This is a genomic window from Microbacterium bovistercoris (genome assembly GCF_003387575.1).
Classification (GTDB): Bacteria; Actinomycetota; Actinomycetes; order Actinomycetales; family Microbacteriaceae; genus Microbacterium; species Microbacterium bovistercoris.
In genome coordinates, this window is the sequence record NZ_QUAB01000033.1 from 44,088 (window position 1) to 67,604 (window position 23,517).

The 23,517-nt window shown below is 70.6% G+C and carries 21 protein-coding genes; 12 read left to right on the forward strand and 9 right to left on the reverse strand.

Annotation, left to right across the window (positions count from 1 at the left end):
- Window positions 1-96 precede the first annotated feature (96 nt).
- Window positions 97-1,176: an APC family permease gene (locus DY023_RS05510; RefSeq protein ID WP_245958606.1), complete on the forward strand. Its 1,080-nt coding sequence runs from the start codon at window positions 97-99 to the stop codon at window positions 1,174-1,176.
- A gap of 54 nt (window positions 1,177-1,230) precedes the next feature.
- Here the strand turns inward: DY023_RS05510 and DY023_RS05515 are convergent, their stop codons facing one another.
- Entirely contained in the window at window positions 1,231-4,893 is a 3,663-nt protein-coding gene (locus DY023_RS05515) for a multifunctional oxoglutarate decarboxylase/oxoglutarate dehydrogenase thiamine pyrophosphate-binding subunit/dihydrolipoyllysine-residue succinyltransferase subunit (protein ID WP_116241340.1), read from the reverse strand.
- Window positions 4,894-5,043: 150 nt separating this feature from the next.
- Between DY023_RS05515 and guaB1 the strand changes: the two genes are divergently transcribed.
- From guaB1 to DY023_RS05530, 3 genes are all read left to right on the forward strand, one after another.
- Entirely contained in the window at window positions 5,044-6,504 is a 1,461-nt protein-coding gene (guaB1, locus tag DY023_RS05520) for a GMP reductase (RefSeq protein ID WP_116241445.1), read from the forward strand.
- 110 nt (window positions 6,505-6,614) lie between these two features.
- A complete protein-coding gene (locus DY023_RS05525) occupies window positions 6,615-7,931 on the forward strand; it encodes a hemolysin family protein (protein WP_116241341.1) in 1,317 nt (438 codons plus the stop codon).
- Window positions 7,928-8,989: a hemolysin family protein gene (locus tag DY023_RS05530; RefSeq protein WP_116241342.1), complete on the forward strand. Its 1,062-nt coding sequence runs from the start codon at window positions 7,928-7,930 to the stop codon at window positions 8,987-8,989. Before DY023_RS05525 ends, DY023_RS05530 begins: the two co-directional genes overlap by 4 nt.
- A 45-nt stretch (window positions 8,990-9,034) precedes the next feature.
- On the opposite strand, the gene DY023_RS05535 is transcribed toward DY023_RS05530, so the two are convergent.
- Window positions 9,035-10,102, reverse strand: coding sequence for an NADH:flavin oxidoreductase/NADH oxidase (locus DY023_RS05535; protein ID WP_116241343.1), 1,068 nt, complete (start codon window positions 10,100-10,102; stop codon window positions 9,035-9,037).
- 44 nt (window positions 10,103-10,146) lie between these two features.
- On the opposite strand from DY023_RS05535, the gene DY023_RS05540 reads away from it, so the two are divergent.
- The 4 genes from DY023_RS05540 to DY023_RS05555 are packed head-to-tail and all read left to right on the forward strand — an operon-like array spanning window position 10,147 to window position 13,295.
- The gene (locus DY023_RS05540) at window positions 10,147-11,073 is read left to right on the forward strand and encodes an ADP-dependent NAD(P)H-hydrate dehydratase (protein ID WP_116241344.1); all 927 of its coding nucleotides are present in this window, start codon (window positions 10,147-10,149) and stop codon (window positions 11,071-11,073) included.
- Window positions 11,070-12,302 carry a hypothetical protein gene (locus DY023_RS05545; protein WP_245958607.1) on the forward strand — a complete coding sequence of 411 codons (1,233 nt, stop codon included), beginning with the start codon at window positions 11,070-11,072 and terminating at the stop codon, window positions 12,300-12,302. The genes DY023_RS05540 and DY023_RS05545 overlap by 4 nt, the downstream gene beginning before the upstream one ends.
- A 23-nt stretch (window positions 12,303-12,325) precedes the next feature.
- Complete coding sequence (locus tag DY023_RS05550) at window positions 12,326-12,655, forward strand: thiamine-binding protein (RefSeq protein ID WP_116241345.1); 330 nt, start codon at window positions 12,326-12,328, stop codon at window positions 12,653-12,655.
- A complete protein-coding gene (locus DY023_RS05555) occupies window positions 12,639-13,295 on the forward strand; it encodes an NUDIX domain-containing protein (protein WP_116241346.1) in 657 nt (218 codons plus the stop codon). The genes DY023_RS05550 and DY023_RS05555 overlap by 17 nt, the downstream gene beginning before the upstream one ends.
- A gap of 13 nt (window positions 13,296-13,308) precedes the next feature.
- On the opposite strand, the gene srmL is transcribed toward DY023_RS05555, so the two are convergent.
- The 3 genes from srmL to DY023_RS05570 form a co-directional block, all read right to left on the reverse strand.
- Complete coding sequence (srmL, locus tag DY023_RS05560) at window positions 13,309-14,427, reverse strand: PheS-related mystery ligase SrmL (RefSeq protein WP_116241347.1); 1,119 nt, start codon at window positions 14,425-14,427, stop codon at window positions 13,309-13,311.
- A gap of 154 nt (window positions 14,428-14,581) precedes the next feature.
- A complete protein-coding gene (gene metX / locus DY023_RS05565; RefSeq protein ID WP_116241348.1) occupies window positions 14,582-15,787 on the reverse strand; it encodes a homoserine O-acetyltransferase MetX in 1,206 nt (401 codons plus the stop codon).
- 159 nt (window positions 15,788-15,946) lie between these two features.
- Complete coding sequence (locus DY023_RS05570) at window positions 15,947-17,269, reverse strand: bifunctional o-acetylhomoserine/o-acetylserine sulfhydrylase (RefSeq protein WP_116241349.1); 1,323 nt, start codon at window positions 17,267-17,269, stop codon at window positions 15,947-15,949.
- Window positions 17,270-17,406: 137 nt separating this feature from the next.
- Between DY023_RS05570 and DY023_RS05575 the strand changes: the two genes are divergently transcribed.
- The 4 genes from DY023_RS05575 to DY023_RS05590 are packed head-to-tail and all read left to right on the forward strand — an operon-like array spanning window position 17,407 to window position 20,109.
- On the forward strand, window positions 17,407-18,192 hold the full coding sequence (locus DY023_RS05575) for an SDR family oxidoreductase (RefSeq protein WP_181905732.1): 786 nt from the start codon (window positions 17,407-17,409) through the stop codon (window positions 18,190-18,192).
- Complete coding sequence (locus tag DY023_RS05580) at window positions 18,189-18,902, forward strand: Type 1 glutamine amidotransferase-like domain-containing protein (protein WP_116241350.1); 714 nt, start codon at window positions 18,189-18,191, stop codon at window positions 18,900-18,902. The genes DY023_RS05575 and DY023_RS05580 overlap by 4 nt, the downstream gene beginning before the upstream one ends.
- Window positions 18,902-19,600 (forward strand): uracil-DNA glycosylase, encoded by a 699-nt coding sequence (locus DY023_RS05585; RefSeq protein WP_116241351.1) that lies wholly within the window; start codon window positions 18,902-18,904, stop codon window positions 19,598-19,600. Before DY023_RS05580 ends, DY023_RS05585 begins: the two co-directional genes overlap by 1 nt.
- Complete coding sequence (locus DY023_RS05590; RefSeq protein ID WP_116241352.1) at window positions 19,597-20,109, forward strand: GNAT family N-acetyltransferase; 513 nt, start codon at window positions 19,597-19,599, stop codon at window positions 20,107-20,109. Before DY023_RS05585 ends, DY023_RS05590 begins: the two co-directional genes overlap by 4 nt.
- Here DY023_RS05590 and DY023_RS05595 read toward each other — a convergent pair.
- From DY023_RS05595 to DY023_RS05610, 4 genes are read right to left on the reverse strand one after another with little or no spacing between them, the layout of a single operon-like run.
- On the reverse strand, window positions 20,084-20,902 hold the full coding sequence (locus tag DY023_RS05595; RefSeq protein WP_116241353.1) for an ABC transporter ATP-binding protein: 819 nt from the start codon (window positions 20,900-20,902) through the stop codon (window positions 20,084-20,086). The two genes, DY023_RS05590 and DY023_RS05595, sit on opposite strands and share 26 nt — an antisense overlap.
- Window positions 20,899-21,690, reverse strand: a complete 792-nt coding sequence (locus tag DY023_RS05600; RefSeq protein ID WP_116241354.1) for an ABC transporter ATP-binding protein — start codon at window positions 21,688-21,690, stop codon at window positions 20,899-20,901. The genes DY023_RS05595 and DY023_RS05600 overlap by 4 nt, the downstream gene beginning before the upstream one ends.
- The gene (locus DY023_RS05605; RefSeq protein ID WP_116241355.1) at window positions 21,687-22,565 is read right to left on the reverse strand and encodes an ABC transporter permease; all 879 of its coding nucleotides are present in this window, start codon (window positions 22,563-22,565) and stop codon (window positions 21,687-21,689) included. Before DY023_RS05605 ends, DY023_RS05600 begins: the two co-directional genes overlap by 4 nt.
- Window positions 22,562-23,512, reverse strand: coding sequence for an ABC transporter permease (locus DY023_RS05610; protein WP_116241356.1), 951 nt, complete (start codon window positions 23,510-23,512; stop codon window positions 22,562-22,564). The genes DY023_RS05605 and DY023_RS05610 overlap by 4 nt, the downstream gene beginning before the upstream one ends.
- Window positions 23,513-23,517: the final 5 nt, after the last annotated feature.

A 23,517-nucleotide genomic window follows, 5' to 3' on the forward strand; every position in this document is an offset into this window, starting at 1 on the left:
GAGCGATACCGACGGTCTGCGGAGCAATCCGGACAATCCTCGTCCGCCGGTTCACGAGCGTGCCGGGATGTCGGATCCCGGCGCTAGCGTGAGCGGGTGAGCATCCGGGAACCTGCGCCGATCGCGACGCATCCTGCAGGACTCGTCGGCGGTCGTCTCGGCCTGCTGCCGGGGATCGCGCTGTACCTGGCCTCCGTGCTCGGCACCGGTCTGCTCGTGCTGCCCGGCCTCGCCGCGCAGACAGCGGGGCCGGCGAGCATCCTGTCGGTCGCGGCGGTGACGCTGCTCGCGATCCCGCTCGCGGGCGCTTTCGCCGCGCTGGCCGCCCGTCATCCCGATCCCGGCGGTGTCGCGGCCTACGCCCGCCGCACGCTCGGTCCCACAGCGGCCAGAGCAGCCGGCTACTGGTTCATGTTCGGCGTCGCCGCGGGCGGCTGCGTCGTCGCGCTCCTCGGGGCACGCTACGTGGCCACCGTCCTCGGCATCGACGAGGCGGCCGTCCCCGTGATCGCCCTCGGCTGGGAGGTCGGCACGCACATCTCGGGCGAGTTCCGCCGGCCGCGTCGCACCATCCCCATCGCCACAACGGTCACCCTGGTGCTCTCCGGCGCCGGTTACCTGGTGCTGCAGATCGTCACCGTCGGCGCTCTCGGCCCACGAGCCGGGGAGGGCGACGTCGTGCTCCTCGACCTCGCCCGCGCAGGCGACCTGCCTGGTGCGCCGATGCTGATCGGCGCGGCGGCGGGCATCGTCGCCCTGGGCGTGATGAACGTGTATCTCGCCGCGTTCGCGAAGCTGGGCGCCTCCCTGGCATCCGCCGGCGACCTGCCGGGCTGGTTCGCGAAAGGGGTCGAGAACGGCCGGGTACCACGCCGTGCCCTGCTGCTCACCGGCTTCGTCGTCATGCTGTACTTCTGCGCGGCGCTGGCCACAGGGGGTCAACTGCAGCCGTTCATCCTGATCCACACCGCGAGCATGGTCGCGATCTATGTGATCGGCATGATCGCCGCCGTCAGGCTGCTGCCGAGAGGGACCGCCGGGCACCGGTTCGCCGTGGTCGCGGTGGTGCTCACCACCCTGCTGCTGCCGCTGGCCGGCATCGCGCTGGTGGTTCCCCTGTTGCTCGCGGCCGCCGCCGTCGTCGTCTCGGTCGTGCGCCGACGGCGCGGCGCCTGAGACGACGGATGCCGCCCCTCAGGAGGAGCGGCATCCGTCTTCGCGATATGCGGATCAGTTCAGGGTGAGCGCGGCCTTCAGCAGCTCGGCCTGCTCGACGGCGTGCACCTTCGAGGAGCCGGTCGCGGGCGACGCCGACGCCGGACGGCTCACCGCGCGGAACTGGCGCGGACCGGGCACATCAGCGAACGCGAGGGCCAGGAACGGCCAGGCGCCCTGGTTCTCCGGCTCCTCCTGCACCCACACCAGCTCGGCGTTCGGGTAGCTGTCGGTGATCGCCTTGAGCTCGTCGATCGGAGTCGGGTACAGCTGCTCGAGCCGGACCAGAGCGACCTCGGGGTTCGGGTTCTTGTCGAGCTCGCTGCGCAGGTCCCAGTGCACCTTTCCGGAGTGCACCAGCACGCGCTTCACGGCGGCGCGGTCGAGCTGACGCGCGTCGTCGATGACCGGCTCGAATCGGCCCTGCGTGAAGTCCTCCACCGCGCTGGTCGCGCCGCGCAGACGCAGCATGGCCTTCGGGGTGAAGACGATCAGCGGCTTGCGCGGACGGGCATAGGCCTGACGACGCAGCAGGTGGAAGTACGAGGCGGGCGTCGAGGGACGCGCCACGGTCATGTTCTCCTGCGCGCACAGCTGCAGGAAGCGCTCCATGCGCGCGGAGGAGTGGTCCGGGCCCTGACCCTCGTAGCCGTGCGGCAGCAGCAGGGTGACGCTGGACTGCTGGCCCCACTTCTGCTCGGCTGCCGAGATGTACTCGTCGATGACGGACTGCGCACCGTTGACGAAGTCGCCGAACTGCGCCTCCCAGAGCACGAGCGCCTCGGTGTCCTCGACCGAGTAGCCGTACTCGAAGCCGAGTGCGGCGTACTCGCTGAGCAGCGAGTCGTAGACGAAGAAACGGCCCTGGCTGTCGGACAGGTTCGTCAGCGGCAGCCACTCCTGGCCGTTCTGGCGGTCGTGCAGCACGGCGTGACGCTGCACGAACGTGCCGCGACGCGAGTCCTGACCGGCCAGGCGGACCGGGGTGCCCTCGAGCAGCAGCGAGCCGAACGCGAGCAGCTCGCCGAAGCCCCAGTCGATGCCGCCGGAACGGCTCATCTCGACGCGCTTGTCGAGTGCCTGCTGCAGCTTCGGGTGCACGGTGAAGCCCTCGGGCTTGTTCGCGTGGGCGTCGCCGATGAGGCGGATGATCTCATCGGAGACCCCGGTGACCTCGGGAGCGCCGACCCGGTCGTCGACCGGGGTGAGCTCCGGGGCGATCGGTGTGGCGCCGGTCTCCGCGGCGTGCGTCTCGGCGAACGCGATCTCCAGTCGGTTCTGGAAGTCGGCCTTCGCCTCGTCGTACTCCTCCTCGGTGATATCGCCTCGTCCGACGAGGGCCTCGGTGTACAGCTTGCGCACCGAGCGCTTGGCCTGGATGAGGTCGGTCATCAGCGGCTGGGTCATCGACGGGTCGTCGCCCTCGTTGTGACCGCGGCGGCGGTAGCAGACCAGGTCGACCACGACGTCGCGGTGGAACCGCTCGCGATACTCGAACGCGAGCTGTGCGACGTGGATGACGGCCTCGGGGTCGTCGCCGTTCACGTGGAAGATCGGCGCCTGGATGGTCTTGGCGACGTCCGTCGCGTAGACGGACGTGCGCGAGTCGTTCGGCAGGGTGGTGAACCCGACCTGGTTGTTGACCACGACGTGCACGGTGCCGCCGGTGCGGTAGCCGCGCAGCTGCGACATCTGCAGGGTTTCCACGACCACACCCTGGCCGGCGAACGCGGCGTCTCCGTGCACCAGGATCGGAAGCCAGGCGAAGGTGCCGATCGGCTTGCGGTCCTGCTTCGCGCGGACGATGCCCTCGAGCACGCCGTCGACGGTCTCCAGGTGAGACGGGTTGGCCGCCAGGTACACCGGCAGCTCGTCGCCGTCCTCGGACACGAAGGTGCCCTCGGTGCCGAGGTGGTACTTCACGTCGCCGGATCCGCGCTGGTTGCCCGGGGTAAGCGAACCCTCGAACTCGCGGAACACCTGGCCGTAGGTCTTGCCTGCGATGTTGGTGAGCACGTTCAGCCGGCCGCGGTGGGCCATGCCGATCGCGGCGCCGTCGAGCCCGGCGGCCGCCGCACCCTGCAGGATCTCGTCCAGCAGCGGGATGAGCGACTCGGCGCCCTCGAGCGAGAACCGCTTCTGGCCGACGAACTTCGTCTGCAGGAACGTCTCGAACGCCTCGCCCTCGTTCAGCTTTCGGAGCACCCTGAGCTGCTCGTCGTGGCCGGGCTTGACGTACTTGACCTCGAGCTTCTCCTGGAACCACCGGCGCTGCTCCGGGTCCTGGATGTGCATGTACTCGATGCCGACGGTGCGGCAGTACGAGTCGCGCAGCACGCCGAGGATGTCGCGCAGCTTCATCTGGCGCTTGCCGCCGAAACCACCGGTCACGAACTCGCGGTCCAGGTCCCAGAACGTCAGGCCGTGGTTCTCGATCTCGAGGTCGGGGTGGGTGCGCTGCACGTACTCCAGCGGGTCGATGTCGGCCATGAGGTGGCCGCGCACGCGGAAGGAGTTGATGAGCTCCTGCACGCGAGCCTGCTTGTCGACGCGCTCGGCCAGGTCGACGGCGATGTCGGAGTTCCAGCGGATCGGCGCGTACGGGATGCGCAGCGCCGCGAAGATGTCGTCGTAGAAGCCGCGCTGCCCGATGAGCAGCTCGTGCACCTTCTTGAGGAACTCGCCGGAGCCTGCGCCCTGGATGACACGGTGGTCGTAGGTGCTGGTCAGCGTGATGGTCTTGCCGATGCCGAGCTCGGCGAGCGTCTTCTCGCTGGAGCCCTGGAACTCGGCGGGGTACTCGAGGGCGCCGGCGCCGATGATGCAGCCCTGGCCCTTCATCAGACGCGGCACCGAGTGGACGGTGCCGATACCGCCGGGGTTGGTGAGCGAGACGGTCGTGCCGGCGAAGTCCGCCGCGGTGAGCTTGTTGCCGCGGGCGCGGGACACGAGGTCCTCGTACGCGGAGAGGTACTCGTGGAAGCTCATCGTGTCGGCGCGCTTGATGCTCGGCACGAGCAGCGCGCGCGTGCCATCCGGCTTGGGGATGTCGATCGCGATACCGAGGTTGACGTGCGCGGGCGCCACGACCGACGGCTTGCCGTCGACCTCGGCGTAGAACACGTTCTGGCTGGGGAACTCCTTGAGCGTCTGGATGAGCGCCCAGCCGATGAGGTGCGTGAAGCTGATCTTGCCGCCGCGGGTGCGCGCCATGTGGTTGTTGACCACGATGCGGTTGTCGATCATGAGCTTGGCCGGGACGGTGCGCACGCTGGTCGCCGTCGGGACCGAGAGCGACTGGTCCATGTTCGCCGCGAGGGTCTTCGGCATGCCGCGCAGCGGCGTGACCGTGTCCTCATCGACGGCGGGCGCATCTTCCGCGGCCTTGGCCTGCGGCTTGGGCGCCTGTGCCGGAACGGGTGCCTGCCTCGCGGGCTTCGCCGTCGTGCGCGCGACCGGCTGTGCGCCGATCACGGGGATGGGCGCCGTCACGGGAGCCGTCGTGGTGGGCACGGGCGCCGCGGCAGCGGCATCCGGCTGGTAGTTCTCCAGGATCGGCCACCACTCCTTGTCGACGGAGTTGCGGTCCTTCTTGAACTGCTCGTAGAGCTCGTCCACGAGCCACGAATTGGCTCCGAACCCCCCGTCGCCGCCGACGCCGGTCACCTGGTTCGCCACGCTCGATCGCCCTCTTTCATCGCTGAATGTCTGATGCGCGGATCAGGGCAGACCCGCACACGTTACGGGGTTCAAGCCTAATGCCATTCCCTGCGTGAACGCATGATCGGAGACCGCCGCCGCGCCGCCTCAGCCGGTACCGTTGACCACATGGAGTTTGCAGGCGAACGGCCCATGGTCGACCTCACGTATTCGGACGTGTTCCTGGTGCCGCGGCGCTCGGACATCACCAGCCGGCTGCAGGTGGATCTGGCGCCCTCGGACGGCACCCCGGCGACCATCCCGCTGGTCGCCTCGAACATGAACTCGGTGACCGGACCTCGACTGGCCGCGGCCCTCGCCAGGCGCGGCGGACTCGGCGTGCTGCCGCAGGACCTGCCGCTGCAGGAGCTCGACGCGGCGATCCGCTGGGTCAAGCGCCAGCCGGTGCGCTGGGACACCGCGCTCGTGCTCCCGCCTTCGGCGACCGTCGCCGATGCGCTGCGGCTGCTTCCGCCGACCGAGGGGCACGGGATCGTCGTCGCGCCTCCGTCAGGGGACGACCGTCTGGGCATCGAGCAGATCTCCGGCATCCTTCCTGCGACCCGCCTCGCGACCGCGCTGCCGGATGCCGCACTCGGCGACCTCGTGCACGCGCACGCCCCTGCGATCGACGCCGAGACCGTGGGGGAGGGGCGGGCGGCCTTCGACGCCGTCGATGCGCTGGACGCCGAGATGGCGCTCGTGATCGACCACGGGCACCTGGTGGGGACGCTCAGCCGTCGCACGGCGCTGCGCTCGAACCTGTACCGCCCCGCCGTAGACGCCGCAGGGCGCCTCGCGGTCGCCGCGGCGGTCGGCATCAACGGCGACGTCGCGGAGAAGGCGAAGGCGCTCGCGTCCGCGGGCGTGGATGTGCTGGTGGTCGACACCGCCCACGGGCACCAGGAGGGGATGCTGCGTGCGCTCTCCGTGGTGGCGGGGCTGGGCCTCGGCATCCCGATCGTCGCGGGCAACATCGTCACCGCCGACGGGGTCTCGGATCTCGTGGCGGCCGGTGCTTCGATCCTCAAGGTGGGCGTCGGGCCCGGTGCGATGTGCACGACGCGCATGATGACCGCGGTCGGACGCCCGCAGTTCTCCGCCGTGCTCGAGACCGCAGAGGCGGCCCGCCAGGTCGGTGCGCACGTCTGGGCCGACGGGGGAGTGCGCTACCCGCGCGACGTCGCCCTCGCGCTCGCCGCCGGTGCGGCATCCGTCATGGTCGGCTCCTGGTTCGCCGGCACCATCGAGGCGCCGGGCGAGCTGCAGCACGACGCCGAGGGGCGGGTGTTCAAGGAGTCCTGGGGCATGGCCTCGACGAAGGCCGTGCAGGCCAGGTTCGGCCGCCTCGACTCCTACGAGCGGGCGCGCAAGGAGCTGTTCGCCGAGGGGATCTCCTCGTCGAGGATCTACCTCGACCCGCTGCGCCCCGGCATCGAGGACCTGCTCGACATGATCACCTCCGGCATCCGCTCGTCGTTCACCTACGCGGGAGCGGCCACCGTGCCAGAGTTCCACGAGCGCGCGCTGGTCGGCCTGCAGTCCGCCGCCGGCTACGAGGAGGGCAAGGCGCTGCCGGTCAGCTGGTGAACGGGCACGAGCACAGCCGGAGTCTGTAGAATCGTGCGCACAATGGACGACCCTCCTTCTTGCAGTCCCTCGCCCCACCGCCCGCTCCTCCTCTCGGAGGGGATCAGTTGATGGATTACATCCTGTTGGGCGTGGGGCTCCTCCTCACGATCGGCACCGGCCTGTTCGTGGCCAGCGAGTTCTCCCTGGTCAATCTCGACCGCGCAGAGCTCGAGGCGCGGCAGGCCCGTGGCGAGACGCGCCTCGGACTCACCATCCGGGCGCTGAAGATCACCTCCACGCACCTGTCGTCGGCGCAGCTGGGCATCACTCTGACCACGCTGCTGACCGGTTACACGATGGAGCCGGCGATCTCGAACCTGCTCGCTCCCGTGCTCACCGGCTGGGGCGTTCCCGAGGCCGCGGTGCGGCCGATCGCGGTCGTGGTGGCGATGGTCTTCGCCACGCTGCTGTCGATGATCCTCGGCGAACTCGTGCCGAAGAACTTCGCTCTCGCTCTGCCGCTGGCCACCGCGAAACTCGTGATCCCGTTCCAGACGGCCTTCACCGCGGTGTTCAAACCCGCCATCGTGGTGCTCAACGGCAGCGCGAACGCGGTGCTGCGGTCGATGGGGGTCGAGCCCAAGGAGGAGCTCTCCGGCGCGCGCAGCGCGGAGGAGCTGTCCTCGCTGGTGCGACGCTCCGCCAGCGCGGGCGTGCTCGAGGAGGACACCGCGACCCTGCTCGACCGCAGTCTGACGTTCGCCCGCCTCACCGCCGGCGACATCATGACCGCGCGGCCGAGCATGCATGCGCTCGCGGCATCCGACAGCGCCGACGACGTGATCCAACTCGCCCGGCGCACCGGACACAGTCGGTTCCCCGTGTTCGGAGACGACCTCGACGACATCACCGGCATCGTCCATCTGAAGGCCGCGGTCGGAGTGCCGCGCGAGCGGCGCGCCGAAGTGCCTGTCGGCGCCTTGTCGACCGAGCCGCTGCGTGTGCCCGAGACCGTGCACCTCGACGCCCTGATCGCCGAGCTGCGCGCCAAGGGGTACCAGCTGGCGATCGTCGTCGACGAGTACGGCGGCACGGCGGGCCTCGTGACGCTGGAGGATCTCGTGGAGGAGATCGTCGGCGAGGTCTCGGATGAGCACGACCGCACGCGCGCCGGTATCGTCCGCCGCCAGGACTCCATCACCTTCCCCGGCGAGCTGCGCCCCGACGAACTGCTCGCGCGGACCGGTATCGCCGTCCCCGAGGGCGACGTCTACGACACCGTCGCCGGATTCGTCATGAGTCTGCTTGAGCGGGTTCCCGTCGTCGGCGACGAGGTGCGCACCGACCACGGCGTGCTGCATGTCGTGCGCATGGACGGGCGCCGCATCGATCGCCTTCGCTTCACGCCCGACCCGGTGTCCGATGAGCAGGAGGACGAGCGATGAGCGATTGGGCTGGACTGGTCTGGCTGGTCGTGCTGCTGCTCGGCAACGCCTTCTTCGTCGGTGCGGAGTTCGCCGTGATCTCCGCACGCCGATCGCAGATCGAGCCGCTCGCCGAGAAGGGATCGCGGCCGGCGAAGACCGCGCTGTTCGCGATGGAGCACGCGACGCTCATGCTCGCCACTTCGCAGCTGGGCATCACGATCTGCTCGCTGCTGATCCTGAACGTCTCCGAGCCGGCGATCCATCACCTGCTCGCCGTGCCGATGGAGGCGCTGGGCTGGACGGCCGCGGTGGTCGACGTCACGGCTTTCGTCATCACGCTGGTGCTGGTCTCGTTCCTGCACGTGGTGTTCGGCGAGATGGTGCCGAAGAACCTCGCGTTCTCGCTGCCTGACCGCGCCGTACTGCTGCTCGCGACGCCGCTGGTATGGGTCTCGAAGCTCTTCATGCCGGTGATCTGGTTCCTCAACGCCGCGGCCAACGGCGTGCTGCGCCTGTTCCGGGTGGAGCCGAAGAACGAGGCGGCCTCGACCTTCACCCTCGACGAGGTGGCCACGATCGTGGACCAGTCCCGTCGGGAGGGGGTCCTGACCGACAACGCGGGCACCGTGGCCGCCGTCGTCGAGTTCACCGACAAGAAGGCGCGCGACGTCGCCGTGGCACTGGGCGACCTGGTCACCCTGCCGCAGCACACGACGCCCGACGAGATCGAGCGTGCCGTGGCCCGTTACGGATTCTCGCGCTATGTGATCGTCGACGACGAGGGCCAGCCCGCCGGTTACGTCCACCTCAAGGACGTACTGCGTGCCGCCGAGGGGCCGGATGCCGCAGAGCGTGCCACCGTGCCGGTGCCTGCGAAGCGGATCCACCACATGGTCCCCGTGCAGGAGGACACCGACCTCGAGGATGCGCTGACGGCGATGCGCCGCGCCGGACGGCACCTGGCACGGGTGCGCGACCGCAACGGAGAGACCACCGCGGTGCTGTTCCTGGAGGACATCATCGAGGAGCTCGTCGGAGAGGTGCAGGACGCCACACGTCGCGGCCACGGCCGCTGACTCCTGATGCCGCCGGCGCTTCGCCGGCGGCATCAGGATGCGGGATCAGTGCCAGCGGGCGCGCTGGTACTGCGGCGGCCAGGCGATGTCGGCGCCGAGTTGATGCGCTGCCCGCAGGCCGAAATGCGGGTCGCGCAGCCACTCGCGGCCGGCGAACACGGCGTCGGCCGCTCCCGTCGCGAGGACCTGCTCGGCCTGCTCGGCCACGGTGATCAGGCCGACCGCGGTGGTGGCGACGCGTCCGCCCTGCCGCACGGTCTCGGCCAGCGGCACCTGGTAGCCCGGATACAGCTCGATCTGCTGATGCAGCACCAGCCCGCCGCTGGAAACGTCGATGAGGTCGGCGCCGTGTTCGATCGCCCAGCCGCCGACGAGAGCGGCCTCCTCAGGGACGAATCCGCCCTCGGCGTGGTCGGTCGCCGAGATGCGCACCAACAGCGGGACGCCCTCTCCCGACACCTCTCGCACCGCGTCGATGACACGCAGCAGCAGCCGGGCCCGGTTCTCCAGGCTGCCGCCGTATTCATCGTCGCGATGATTGGAGAGCGGCGAGAGGAACTGGTGCAGCAGGTAACCGTGCGCGCCGTGCACCTCGAGCACCTCGAAGCCGGCATCCAGCGCTCGGCGCGCCGCGTCGGCGAACCCGGTGACGACGGCGTCGATGCCCGCTGCATCCAGTGCCGTGGGCTCGGCGAAGCCCTCGAAGGCGATCGCCGACGGCGCGACCGTCTGCCAGCCGCCCTCCGAGGCGGGTACCGAGCCGCGCTCGTCGGCCCATGGCCACCACGTCGACGCCTTGCGGCCGGCGTGTGCGAGCTGGATGCCGGCGTGTGCGCCGCGATCCCGGATGCTGCGCACGATCGGCGCCCACGCATCGCGCTGCGCGTCGTTCCAGAGTCCGGTGTCGTGCGGAGAGATCCGGCCCTCCGGCACCACGGCTGTCGCTTCGGCGACGATCAGCCCGGCGCCGCCGTCCGCGAACTGCGGCAGGTGCACGTGATGCCAGTCTCCCGGCATGCCGTCCACGGCCGAGTACATGCACATCGGCGACACCCACAGCCGGTTGCGCAGGGTGACGGAACGGAGGGTCATGGGGGAGAACAGCAGGCTCACGCTCCGAACCTATCGCTGTCCGGACCGCGCGCTAACGTGGAGTCATGCGTGAGTGGACCGGTGCGGATGCGGCGCGCTTCCTGCGCGCACCCGGTGCCGACGACGACAAGCGCTCCCGCGGTGTCGTCGCCCTGCGCACGGGATCGGCCAGGTACCCCGGCGCCGCGGTGCTCGGCGTCGAGGGCGCCTGGCGGATCGGATGCGGATTCGTGCGCTACGCCGGACCCGCGATCGACATCGTGCTCGCACGCCGCCCCGAGACGGTGATCGGCGCGGACGCCGGCGCACACGTGGACGCCTGGGTCATCGGCTCCGGCACCGACGGCGGCTCTCGCGTCGGCGGCGCCGGGCGAGGGGTCCCCGCCGTCACCGACGCCGTGCCGCTGCCTGGCGCACCCCGCGCGGACGCCGGCCCGTCCGCGGTGTCGGCGCGCGGGTACGACGAGGAGCGCGCCCTGCGCGGCATCCTCGCCGGGGAGGCGCCGGTCGTGGTGGATGCCGGAGCGCTCGACCTCGTCCGCGAGGGAACCGCGCCGATGGTCATCACGCCGCACGCAGGGGAGTTCGCCCGACTGCGTGAGCGGCTCGAGCTGCAGAACGATGCCCGGGGCGATGCTGCGGGACGTGCCGCGCAGGCGGCGGAGGTCGCGTCGCTGCTGTCCTGCACCGTGCTGCTGAAGGGGGCGCGCACACTCGTCTGCGCGCCCGACGGCGAGGCGATCGTGATCGCGAACGCACCGGGCTGGCTGGCGACGGCGGGTTCGGGAGACGTGCTGGGCGGTGCGCTCGGCGCCCTCCTCGCCGCCAACCCCGATGCCGCGCCCGCCGAGGTCGCGGCATCGGCTGCGTGGCTGCACGGCCGGGCGGCGACGATCGCCGCGGGCGCCGAAGGCGGCGCGGTCGGGCATCCGATCGTCGCGCTGGAGGTCGCGGAAGCGCTGCCGTTCGCGGTGGCGGAGCTGCTCGCATGATGCGGGCTCGCCTCCGCCCGGGCACGATCGCGCTCTGGTCGACCTTCGTCCTCGTGCATGTGATCGTCGCGTGGTTCGGCTGGGTGCTGCCGAGTCAGCCGATGGGCGACGTCGTGCTGGTCTATCAGCCCTGGTCCCACTCCGCGCTCACCGGCGGGGCGATCGTGGGCGTCACCGAACCGTGGGTGTACCCGCAGCTCGCCCTCATCCCGATGATCCTCGCGCACCTGCTGGCGACGCCGCTGGTGGGGTCGCTGGGCGCGCTGGGCGCGTACCTCATCGCGTGGGCGGTGCTGGTCACCGTGCTCGACCTCGTCGGCTTCGCCGTGCTCGTCGGCCGTGGGCGCACGCATAGGCGCCGCGTCGCGGGATGGTTCTGGTGCGGCGCGCTGCTGCTGCTCGGGCCGATCGCGATGTACCGGCTCGACACCGTCACCGTGCCCCTCGCCGTCATCGGCGGGCTCTGGCTCGCCACCCGACCCGCGATCGGAGCCGCCCTGCTGACGGTGGGGGCCTGGATCAAGATCTGGCCCGCCGCACTCGTGCTGGCGGCCGTCATCGCCGTGAAGCAGCGGATGCGGATCCTGCTCACGGCGGCCGCGGTCACTGCAGGGATCGTCGTCCTGCTGTTCCTGCTCGGCGCCGACCGCGAGCTGTTCGGCTTCCTCGGCCAGCAGACCGGCCGCGGTCTGCAGATCGAAGCGGTCGCGGCGACCCCGTTCCTGTGGCTGGCGCTCGCAGGCAAGGCGTCGATCGCTTACAGCTTCGACATCCTCACGTTCCAGATCGAGGCACCGGGTGCCGACGTGATCTCGGCCGTACTCACTCCGCTGATGGTGCTCGCCGTGGTCTCGGTGGCCGTGCTCGGCGCGATGAAGGCAGCGCGTGGGGCGGCCTGGCAGAGGCTGTTCCCGCCGCTCGCACTGACGCTGGTGACCGTGCTGATCGTCACAAACAAGGTCGGATCGCCGCAGTTCCAGACCTGGCTGATCGCGCCGGTCATCCTCTGGGTGGTCCTGGACCGTGCCCGCGCAGCGACGCCGGCGCTGCTGGTGCTCGGTCTGTGCGCTCTCACCTTCCTCGTCTACCCGCTCTCCTATGACGCCCTGCTGCGGGCGGAGCCGCTGCCGGTGCTGCTGCTCAGTATCCGCAACATCCTGCTCGTCATCCTGGCCGCAGTCGGTGTCGCCTCGCTGCTGCGCGTGCCCGCCGAGGCTCGTTCCCGCTGATCATCAACAGAAGAGGTACTCCCATGCTCATCGCCTTCTCCGTCGCACCGAGCGGCGCACCCCGTGACGGGGCCGAGAACCCCGACGCCTCCGTGCACGGCGCGGTCGCCGCAGCCGTGCAGGTGGTCCGCGACTCAGGTCTGCCCAACCGCACCTCGTCGATGTTCACCGAGGTCGAGGGCGAGTGGGACGAGGTCATGGACGTCGTCAAGCGTGCCACGGAGGCGGTCATGCCGTTCGGCTCACGCGTCTCGCTGGTGCTGAAGGCCGACATCCGGCCGGGCCACAGCGGCGAGATCGATGGCAAGATCGAGCGGCTCGAGGCGGCGATCGAGGATGCCGCACAGCGCTGAGTTCGAGACCGGCCTGCCGGTGGCGGGCACCGCCGTCGTCCTGAGGGATGCACCGGAGGGGATGCAGGCGCTGCTGCTGCTCCGTCCGGACCGCGGGTCGTTCGCCGGTTCGTGGGTGTTCCCGGGCGGCAGGGTCGAGTCCGACGATCTCGGCGACGACGAGATCGAGCGGGCGCGAGCCGCTGCCGTGCGGGAGACCGCCGAGGAGGCCGGCATCCGCATCCGCGATCTCGTCACGATCTCGTGCTGGGAGCCGCCGCACGAGGTGCCCAAGCGCATCCGCACGTGGTTCTTCCTCGCCGAGGAGGACGGCGACGAGGTCCGCGTGAATCCCGGCGAGATCGAGCGGGCGGTCTGGACGACGCCGGAGGGCGCCCTCCGCCTGCAGGCCGAGGGCGAGCTGCTGCTCTGGCCGCCCACCTGGGTGACCCTGCACGGACTGCTGCCGCATCGCACGGTCGCCGACGCGCGTGCGGCCCTGGGTACGCCCGAGATGCGGCGCACGAGGATCCTCGAGACCGCCGACGGCCGGGTGTTCCTCTGGGAGGGCGACGAGCACCACCCCGAGCATCCGGGCGGCCCGGGCGCGCGCAACCGCATCGCGACCGGGCGCCTGCCCTGGACGTACGAGCGCGGCTGACCGCGGGCGGCCGTCAGATCAGCTCCAGCACCGGCCCTTCGTGCACCGCGCGATAGATCGTGTTGCGGATCGTGTTGGCCTCATCCGCGGTGAGGGTGCGATCGATCGGGCGCAGGATGATGCGCAGCAGCAGGTTCACCTGACCGAGCTCGGTCCCGAGGCGGGAGCGCGCTGTCTCGGGCAGATGCTCGTGCGCGGTGCGGCCGAGCACCTCGACGGACTCGACGACGTCCGCGTCGTCTCCGAGCGCGACTCGGACGCGGTCGCCGAGCGTCTCCTCGTCGTGCTCGGCTCCCAGGACCACGGAGATGTCGCGCCGGACGGCGGGCAGAGGAGAGACGTGCTTCCAGGGCTCGAGATCGAGCATCTGGGTGGCGATCCGCGGGTCCGAGGCACGGAGGTAGCGGATGTCGGGGATGCCCTTGCGCAGCATCAGCGCGCGTTCCAGTCCCATTCCGAGAGCGAGACCGGACCACCGGGTCGGGTCCAGTCCCGACCCGCGCAGCACGTCGGGATGGATGCGCCCGCACTCGGCGAGTTCGAGCCATTCTCCGTCGTGGAGCACGTCTATCTGACGCCCGCCCACCGTGTAGGGATGCACCACGTCGGTCGTCTTCCACTCGGCGCCGGGGAGCACGGCGTCCACCAGGCTGCCGATCATCGTGAGCATGTCCTGGTCGGTGATGTCCTGAGCGCTGCGGATGCGCCAGAGGTCGACCTGATGCGGCTCTCCGACGTGGGTGCGATCGACGGCGTCGCGCCGGTAGACGAGGCCGGGCGCCACGATCAGCTCGTCGACCTCGTCTCGGCCGGCGTAGTCCTCGAGTGCCGTCGGGAGCTCGGCGCTCATGTGGCTGCGCAGCATCACGGTGGGACTGACGTAGCGGGTGTAGCGGCGCGCCCGGGTGACGTCGCCGCGGTCGTAGCCGAGGCGGTCGTAGTTCTCACGCACCGCCACGACAGGGGAGTTGCGCACACAGCGCACGGTGCTTCCCCATCCGGCCGTCAGGGCGGAGACGACGGAATCGAGGAGCGTCTGCAGGGCGTGGGCGCCCTGGGCCGGGTCGGTGAGATCGCGCATCTCCAGAGCGCGGCTGAGCTGGGCAGGGGTGAGATGGTCGGCGTGCGACATGGGAGGTCTCCAGGAAGAAAGGGCTGGCGAAGGATGAGAGCTTCCCCCGGCCCACCCGCGGAGACCCGGTGCGCTACGAGCGCGCGTCGACGGCCCCGCGGCCATGAGGCCGGGGGCGCGGAAATCGCTGCTGCTGTTCGAGCACGGGACCAGCCTAGTCCTCGAGCAGGCGGCGCAGGTGCCTGCCCACGTCATCGGTCTCGATGAGGAAGCCGTCGTGGCCGAAGTCGCTGGTCAGCACCACGGCGCCGTCGTCGATCGTGTTCGGGATGCTGCGCGCGATGCGCTGCTGCCCGTCGACGGGGAACAGCCGGTCGGAGTCGATGCCGAGCACCAGCGTCTTCGCGGTGACGCGGTGCAGGGCCTCTTCGACGCCGCCACGATCACGGCCCACATCGTGCGAGTTCATCGCCTCGACCAGCGTCAGGTAGCTGTTCGCGTCGAAGCGGCGGGTGAACTTGTTGCCGTGGAAGTCGAGATACGACTCCACAGCGAACCTTCCACCGCGACCCAGCGGCGACAGGTCGGACTGCCACGAGCGCTGGAACCGCTGGTTCAGCTCGATCGGGCTGCGGTAGTTCAGCAGGGCCATGCGACGGGCGAGCGCCAGGCCGCGGTGCGGCCCGTCGCCGAGTGCGGCGTCGTAGTACTCGCCGCCGTCGAAGCGCGGGTCCATCCGCACGGTCTCGAGCTGCACGAAGTTCAGGGCCAGCTGATCCGCGGTGGTCACCGGGGGAGAGGACAGCACCGCGAGCCGCTCGACGCGGGACGGATGGGTCACCGCCCACTCCAGGGCGTGCATCCCGCCCATCGACCCGCCGATCACGGCCGCCCAGCGCTCGATGCCCAGCGCATCCGCGAGCCTGACCTGCGCGGCGACCTGGTCGCGGATCGTCAGATAGGGGAATCGGGACGCCCATTCGCGCCCGCTCGGCGCGATGCTCGCGGGGCCGGTCGATCCCTGGCATCCGCCCAGCATGTTCGGAGCGATGACGAACCACTCGTCGGTGTCGATCGGGCCGCCGGCATCGACGACATCGCCCCACCAGCCGCCGGTGGGATGCCCAGGGCCCGCGGCACCGCGCACATGGCTGTCGCCGGTGAGGGCGTGCAGGACGAGGATCGCGTTGTCGCGGGCGGCGTTCAGCTCGCCCCACGACTCCCAGGCGAGGCGGATGGCGGGCAGCTCCGCGCCGTTCTCGGTGCGGAAGGCGCCGAGGTCGGTGAACCGCCGGCCCCCGGCCGGGTCTCCGTCGCGCCAGGCGCCGGTGACCGGCGGGCGGGCGCGCATCATGCTGGACTGCGCTTCGGTCACACGCCGCGAGGGCACCGTGTCTGCCGAGATCGTCTGCCAGTCCATGCATCCATTCTTCCGTGAGATCGGGTACGAGGGTGGCACGTTACGCACTGCGGATGCCGCGGAGCGTGCGCTGGGCATCGACGTCCCTGCGCTCGCCCCTGGACGCGCGGACACCCCGGACCTGACGGTCCGGGGTGTCCGCTGCCTTCGGAGGAGGCGTCAGGCTCGCGCGGCCTCGGTCACACGGCGCGCGGCGGCGAGAGCCTGGTCGAGATCGGCCCTGAGGTCCTCGAGGTTCTCGAGGCCCACCGACAGGCGCACCAGACCGGGCGTGACACCGGCGGTGAGCTGCTGCTCCGGGGTGAGCTGAGCGTGGGTCGTCGAGGCGGGGTGGATGACGAGCGAGCGCACGTCGCCGATGTTCGCGAGGTGGCTGAAAAGGGTCAGGCTGTTCACGAACTCGCGCCCGGCCTCCACGCCGCCCTTGAGCTCGAACGAGAGCACGGCGCCGACGCCCTTGGGGGCGTACTTGTTCGCCGTGGCGTACCAGGGCGAGGACGGCAGGCCCGAGTAGTTCACGCTGGCGACGTCGTCGTGGTTCCCGAGCCACTCGGCGATCTCCTGCGCGTTCTGCACGTGGCGCTCGACACGCAGCGACAGGGTCTCCACGCCCTGGATGAGGTTCCAGGCGCTCTGCGGGGCGATCGCCGACCCGAGGTCGCGCAGCAGCTGCACGCGGGCCTTGATGATGTAGGCGAGCGAGTCGCCGACCGCCGCGGTGTACGAGGCGCCGTGGTACGAGGGGTCCGGCACGGTGAGCCCCGGGAACTTGTCCACGTTCTTCGACCACTCGAACTTGCCGCCGTCGATGACGACGCCGCCGATGGTGGTCCCGTGGCCGCCGAGGAACTTGGTCACCGAGTGCACGACGATGTCGGCGCCGTGCTCGAAGGGGCGGATCAGGTAGGGAGTGGCGATCGTGTTGTCGACGATCAGCGGCACGCCGTTCTCGTGGGCGACATCGGCGACCGCGCGGATGTCGAGCACATTGATCTGCGGGTTGCCGATGGTCTCCGCGAACAGCAGCTTGGTGTTCGGGCGCACCGCGCGTCGCCATTCCTCGATGTCGTCCTGGTTCTCGACGAAGGTGACCTCGATGCCGAGCTTGGCGAGCGTGTACTTGAACAGGTTGTAGGTGCCGCCGTAGATCGAGCTCGAGGCGACGAAGTGGTCGCCTGCCTCGGCGATGTTCAGGATGGCGAAGGTCGACGCGGCCTGTCCGCTGGAGAGCACCAGTGCACCGGTGCCGCCCTCGAGCGCGGCGAGGCGCTGCTCGAGCACATCCTGGGTGGGGTTCTGGATGCGGGTGTAGATGTTGCCGAACTCGGCCAGGGCGAACAGGTTCGCGGCATGGTCGGCGTTGTCGAAGACATATGACGTGGTCTGGTAGATCGGCGTCGCACGTGCCTTGGTGACGGGGTCGGGTGCGGCACCGGAGTGGATCTGCTTGGTCTCGAAACGCCAGTTGTCTGCTGCGGACATGAGGTTCCCCCAGGGTGGAATCGGGATCTTTCGGGCGGATGCCTTGCAGCGAGGCTACGGAAGAACGGCGGTTGTCAACAAGGAACGGGAAATGTGACGTAACAACCGGCCCGTCCGGATCGTCGTACGGTTGAGGCATGGTGAACAGACGTGCGGTGGTGACCGGTGCGAGCACCGGTATCGGTGAGGCGACGGTGCGGGCGCTGCGCGCCTCGGGATGGGATGTCGTCGGGGTCGCCCGGCGAGCGGAGCGGCTGGAGGCGCTCGCCGCCGAGACCGGCTCGACGGCCTTCGCTGCCGACCTCACGGATGCCGCGCAGATCGATGCGCTCAGGGAGCACCTCGCCGACACCGGCCCGGTGCATGCCCTCGTGCACGTCGCAGGCGGCGCCAGGGGCACCGACCGGGTCGAGGGCGGCTCCGCGGAGCAGTGGCGCTGGATGTACGAGTCGAACGTGATCGCGGCCCAGCAGCTCACCGCCGCGCTGCTGCCGCAGCTTCGGGCCGCGGCGGTGGACGGGCACGCCGACCTGCTGTTCGTCACCTCGGTGGCCGCTCGCGGCGCATATCCCGGCGGCGGCGGATACAACGCTGCCAAGGCAGCGGAGTCGATGATCCCGCAGGTGCTCCGTCTGGAGCTGAACGGCGAGCCGATCCGCATCACCGAGATCGCGCCGGGCATGGTGCACACCGAGGAGTTCACGCTGCGCCGCCTGGGCGGCGACGCTGTGGCGGCCGAGGCGGTGTACTCCGGCGTCGAAGCGCCGCTCGTCGCGGAGGACGTCGCCGACGTCGCCGCGTATGCGCTGAACGCCCCCGCGCACGTGAACCTCGACCTGATCGTGATCCGCCCGGTGGCGCAGGCCGCCTCGCACCTGCTGGCGCGGGGTCCGCTGCGTCCGCGGATCGAGGACCCGTCGTGAGCGTGCACCTCGTCGGCGGCGGATTCGGCCGCACCGCGTACGCGCCGTTCACCGCCGAGGCGCTCGCCGCGGCGCCGGAGGGAGCTGCCCCGGTCGTCGTAGTCGTCACCGTCCGCGAGGGCGGCGGCACGGGGCATGCCCGCGATCTGATCGATGCGATCACCGCCGACGGCTCCGCATCCCTCGACATCCGGCTCGTGGCGGTCTCCGAGACCGACGTGATCGACCCGGCCGTCTTCGACGGCGTGCACGCGATCGTGATCGGCGGCGGCCTGACCCCGGCGTACCACTCCGCGCTCGAGCCCAGTTTCGACCGCATCCGCACGGCCGTCGGGAACGGAACGCCGTACCTCGGCTTCTCGGCGGGCGCCATGATCGCGGCGGAACGTGCGATCCTCGGCGGGTGGCTGATCGGCGGGGTGCCCGTCGTGCCGGACGGCACGGCGGAGGACCTCGAGGAGGTCACCGTGGTCCCCGGCATCGGCCTCGTGGACGTGTCGGTGGACGTGCACGTCGCGCAGTGGGGCACCCTCACCCGCCTGATCGCCGCCACCGAGGCCGGAGCCGCCGACGGCGGCGTGGGCATCGACGAGAGCACGGCCCTCATCGCGGGAGCGGACGGGCTGCGGATCGCCGGTGAGGGCAGTGTCTGGCGCGTCTCGCCCGCCGAGGGCGGCGTCATCGTCTCCAGCGGCAGGGGTGCACTCTGATGCCCAGGACGCTCGCCGAGCTCGCCGCCGACGGGCAGCTCGATCCCGGCTGGGCCGAGGCTCTCGCGCCCGTGCAGCCGGTGATCACCGAACTCGGTGAACGCCTGCGCGGCGAGATGGCGGCCGGTCGCGGCTATCTGCCGGCGGGCGCGAACGTGCTGCGTGCTTTCCAGCGGCCGCTCGATGACGTCAAGGTGCTGATCACCGGTCAGGACCCTTATCCGACGCCGGGGCATCCGATCGGCCTGTCCTTCGCTGTGGACGCCGACGTGAGGCCGCTGCCGCGCAGCCTGGGGAACATCTACAAGGAGCGCCAGGAGGATCTCGGCCTTCCGCCCGCCCCGCACGGCGATCTCACGGCCTGGAGCGACCAGGGCGTGCTGCTGCTGAACCGGGTGCTGACCGTGCGGCCCGGCACCCCGGCGTCGCACCGCGGCTGGGGCTGGGAGCAGGTCACCGAGCTGGCGATCCGCGCGCTGGTCGCGCGGGACAGGCCGCTCGTCGCGATCCTGTGGGGTGCGGATGCCCGCAACCTGAAGCCCCTGCTGGGAGAGACGCCCGTCATCGAGTCGGCGCATCCGTCGCCCCTGTCGGCGAGCCGCGGATTCTTCGGCTCCCGGCCGTTCTCCCGAGCGAACGAGCTGCTCGCACAGCAGGGCGCCGATCCCGTCGACTGGCGCGTCGGGGGAGAGGCATGAGGGTCCGTCCGGTCGAGGAGCGCGATCTCCCCGGCATCCGCGCCGTCTACAACCACTACGTGCGCGAGTCCGTCGTCACCTTCGACGAGACGGAGTCGACCGACGAGGACTGGGCGGCGAAGGCCGCGCGGATCCGCGCGGCGGGCCTGCCGTTCCTGGTCGCCGAGACCGAGGAGGGCGAGCTGATCGGCTACGCGCTCGCGCAGCCGTGGTCGCCGAAGTCCGCCTACCGGTACACCGTCGAGAACTCGATCTATCTCGCCCCGGGCTCGGGCGGGCAGGGATACGGCTGGGCGCTGATGGCCCGGTTCCTCGACGCCTGCCGCCAAGCCGGGCTCCGCGAGGTGATCGCGGTGATCGTGGAGGGGGCGGATGCCTCGCTCGCCCTGCACCGCAAGGCCGGATTCACGGATGCCGGGGCGCTGCGGAACGTCGGCGAGAAGTTCGGGAAGGACCTCGGAGTGGTGTTCCTGCAGCTGTCGCTCAGGAGCCCGGGGTCTCCGGGATGACGGGGATCGCGGCGAGCAGCGCCTTCGTGTAATCCTCGCGCGGATGCAGCAGCACGGAGTCCACTGGCCCGTGCTCCACGATGCGCCCGTCCTTCATGACCGCCACGGTGTCGCTGAGGTTCTGCACCACTCCGATGTCGTGAGACACGAGGATGAGCGTGAGGTTCTCGGTCTTCTGCAGTTCCTCGAGAAGCTCGAGTATCTGAGCGCGCACCGTGACGTCGAGCGCGGAGAGCGGCTCGTCGCCGACGAGGATGCGGGGACGATGCGCGATCGCGCGCGCCAGCGCGATGCGCTGCCGCTGGCCGCCGGAGAACTCGTGCGGATGCCGGTCGGCCATGTCGGCATCCAAGCCGACCTGTTCCAGGACCTCGCGCACCCGCGCACGGTGATCGCCTTCGATGTCGAGGGCGCGCAGCGGCTCGGAGATGATCCGTCCCGCCGGCATCCGCGGGTCGAGCGAGGCGTACGGATCCTGGAACACCAGACCGGTCTGCCGCCGCAGCCAGTGCAGCGAGCGCGCGCTCGCCGCGGCATCCACGTCGCGGCCGTCGACCGTGACGCGTCCGCTCGTCGGACGGTCCAGCCCCAGCAGCAGCCGCACCAGGGTGGACTTCCCCGAACCGGATTCCCCGATCACGCCGAGCGACTCGCCTTCGGCGATGGACAGGTCGGTCGGATGCAGCGCGGTGTTCATGCGGGTGCGCTCGAACATCGTCTTCTTCGGCAGCCGGAACTCGCGGCTCAGGCCCTGCGCCTCGATCAGGCGTCCTGAGCTTGACGAAGGGTTCATGACGCACCGCCTTCCGGGCGCCACAGTGTCGCGGTGGCGTCGCGCAGCAGCCCCTGCGTGACGGGGGACCGCGGAGCGCTGAGCAGCGTGCCGACCGGGGCGTGCTCGACGACGCGGCCGTCCTCGAGCACGACGCCGCGGCTCGCCACCTGGGCGAGCACCGCGAGGTCGTGCGTGATGAAGACCAGCGACATCCCGCGCCCCTCGACCAGGGAGAGCAGCAGCTGCAGGATCTCGGCCTGGATCGTCACGTCGAGCGCGGTGGTCGGTTCGTCGGCGATCAGCAGACGCGGGTTCGAGGCCAGCGCCATCGCGATCGCGACGCGCTGCCGCTGCCCTCCGGAGAGCTGGTGCGGATACCTGTCGACGATGTTCTCCGGGGCGGGGAGCCGCACCTGCGTCGCGGCGGCGATCGCGCGCTCGCGAGCGGCCGCCTTCGACAGGCGCTCGTGGATGCGCACGGTCTCGGCGATCTGCCGGCCGACCGTGCGGATCGGGTTCAGTGCCGTGCGCGGTTCCTGGAAGACCATGCCGATCTGATCGCCGCGCAGCTCCGCCATCTGCCGGTCGCGCAGGCCGATCAGCTCGGTGCCGTTCCAGCGGATGCTGCCGCTCGCCGACGCCCCCTCGGGCAGCAGGCCCATCACCGCGAGCGCCGTCAGCGACTTGCCGGAGCCGGATTCCCCGATGAGTCCCAGCCGCTCGCCGTCCGCCACCTCGAAGGAGATGCCGTCCACGACCCTCCGGTCGTCGATCTCGATGACCAGGTCCTGCACGACCAGACTCATGACACCACCCCGGGGACGTGCGCCTCGGCGGCGCGGCGCTTCGTGCCGCGGGCGGAGAGCGTCGGATCGGTCGCCTCTCGCAGCGCATCGCCGAGCAGGTTGAGAGCCAGCACGGTCAGCGTGATCGCCAGTCCCGGCCAGAGCACCGACAGCGGGTGCACGCCGATGTAGCGCTGCAGATCGGCCAGCAGCAGTCCCCAGGACGGCTGCGAGACGGAGGCGCCGAAGCCCAGGTAGGACAGGCCCGCCTCGGCGAGCACGGCGACCGCCATCGACCAGGACAGCTGCACGATGAACACCGGGGCGACGTTGGGCAGCAGGTGCTGCACGAGGTTCTCCGCGGGTGTGAGCCCGTTCGCGCGGCCGGCGAGCACGAAGTCGCTCTGCTGCACACGGCGCAGTTCGGGCCGCGTGACACGGGCGATGTTCACGCCGAAGCCGATCCCGACGGAGATCACCACGACCCACAGCGAGCCGCCCCACACCGCGGAGATCATCATCGCGATCAGCAGCACGGGGAAGGCGATGAGGATGTCGACCAGCACCGCGACTGTCTCGCGCATCCAGCGTGCGGTCAGGGCGCCGAGGGCCGCGAGCGCGATGCCGGCGAGCGTCGCCACGACACCCGCTCCGACGCTGACGAACACCGTCGTCCTGGCGCCGGCCATGATCAGGCTGAGGATGTCGCGACCGGTTCCGTCTGTTCCGAGCAGGTGCGGCCAGCCCGGAGGGGCCCAGCGATCGCGGACGTCGCCGATCTGCGGGTCGAAGGGCGTCCAGAACAGCGAGACCAGCGCGGTCAGCGTGACGACGGCGACGACGATGACGGCGAACCGGCCGGTGCCGGAGGCCCAGAGGCGGGAGCGCCAGTTCATTCCGCCTCCCGCTGCCGAGGGTCGATCGCGTGATGCACGAGGTCGACCAGGAACCCGATGATGAGCACGAAGCCCGTCAGCACGAGCAGTTCGCTCTGCACCTTCACGAGGTCGCGCGTACCGACATCCGTCACCAGCATCCGCCCGATGCCCGGCAGCGTGAACAACTGCTCGATGACGACGGAGCCGACGATGATGCCGGCGACCTGCAGGCCCAGCACGGTGACGATCGAAAGACCCACCGCCGGGATGCCGTGCTGCACGAGCGCGCGACGCCGGGTGAGTCCCTTCGCCGCAGCGGTCCGCACGAAGTCCTGGCCGGCGGCCTGCAGGGTGGCGCTGCGCACGAAGCGCATGAGCATTGCGCCCTCGACGACGCCGATCGTGAGAGCGGGGAGGATGAGCGATTCGAACGCTTTGTCGGGCCGCGCCCAGCCCGCCACGGGGAAGCCCTGCGCGGGCAGCCAGTGCAGGCCGTGCGCGAAGACCAGCACCAGCAGCATCCCTGCCCAGATCACCGGCACGGCCGCGACGGCCTGCGCGGTGAAGTTCATGGCGGTGCCGCCGGCCCTGCCGCGCAGCATGGCCGACACGATGCCGAACGGCACCGCGATGAGCAGGGCGACCGTCAGCGACATCAGCCCGAGGGGCACGGTCACCTGCGCCTTCTGCGCCAGCTCGGCGCCCACCGACGCTCCGCTCAGCTGCGAGGTGCCGAGGTCGCCGCGCAGGATGCCGCCGATCCACTCCGCGTACTGTGCGGGCAGCGGGCGATCGAGGCCCAGCGACTCGCGGATCGCCGCGACCTGCGCCGGACTCGCCTGGGTGCCGGCGATCAGCTGCGCGACATCCCCGGGGAACACCCGCAGGGTGAGGAAGATCAGCACGCTCGACACGAGGAGCCCTGCGATCAGCAGGGCTCCTCGTGTGAGCGTGTACCGGAGCACGGCCG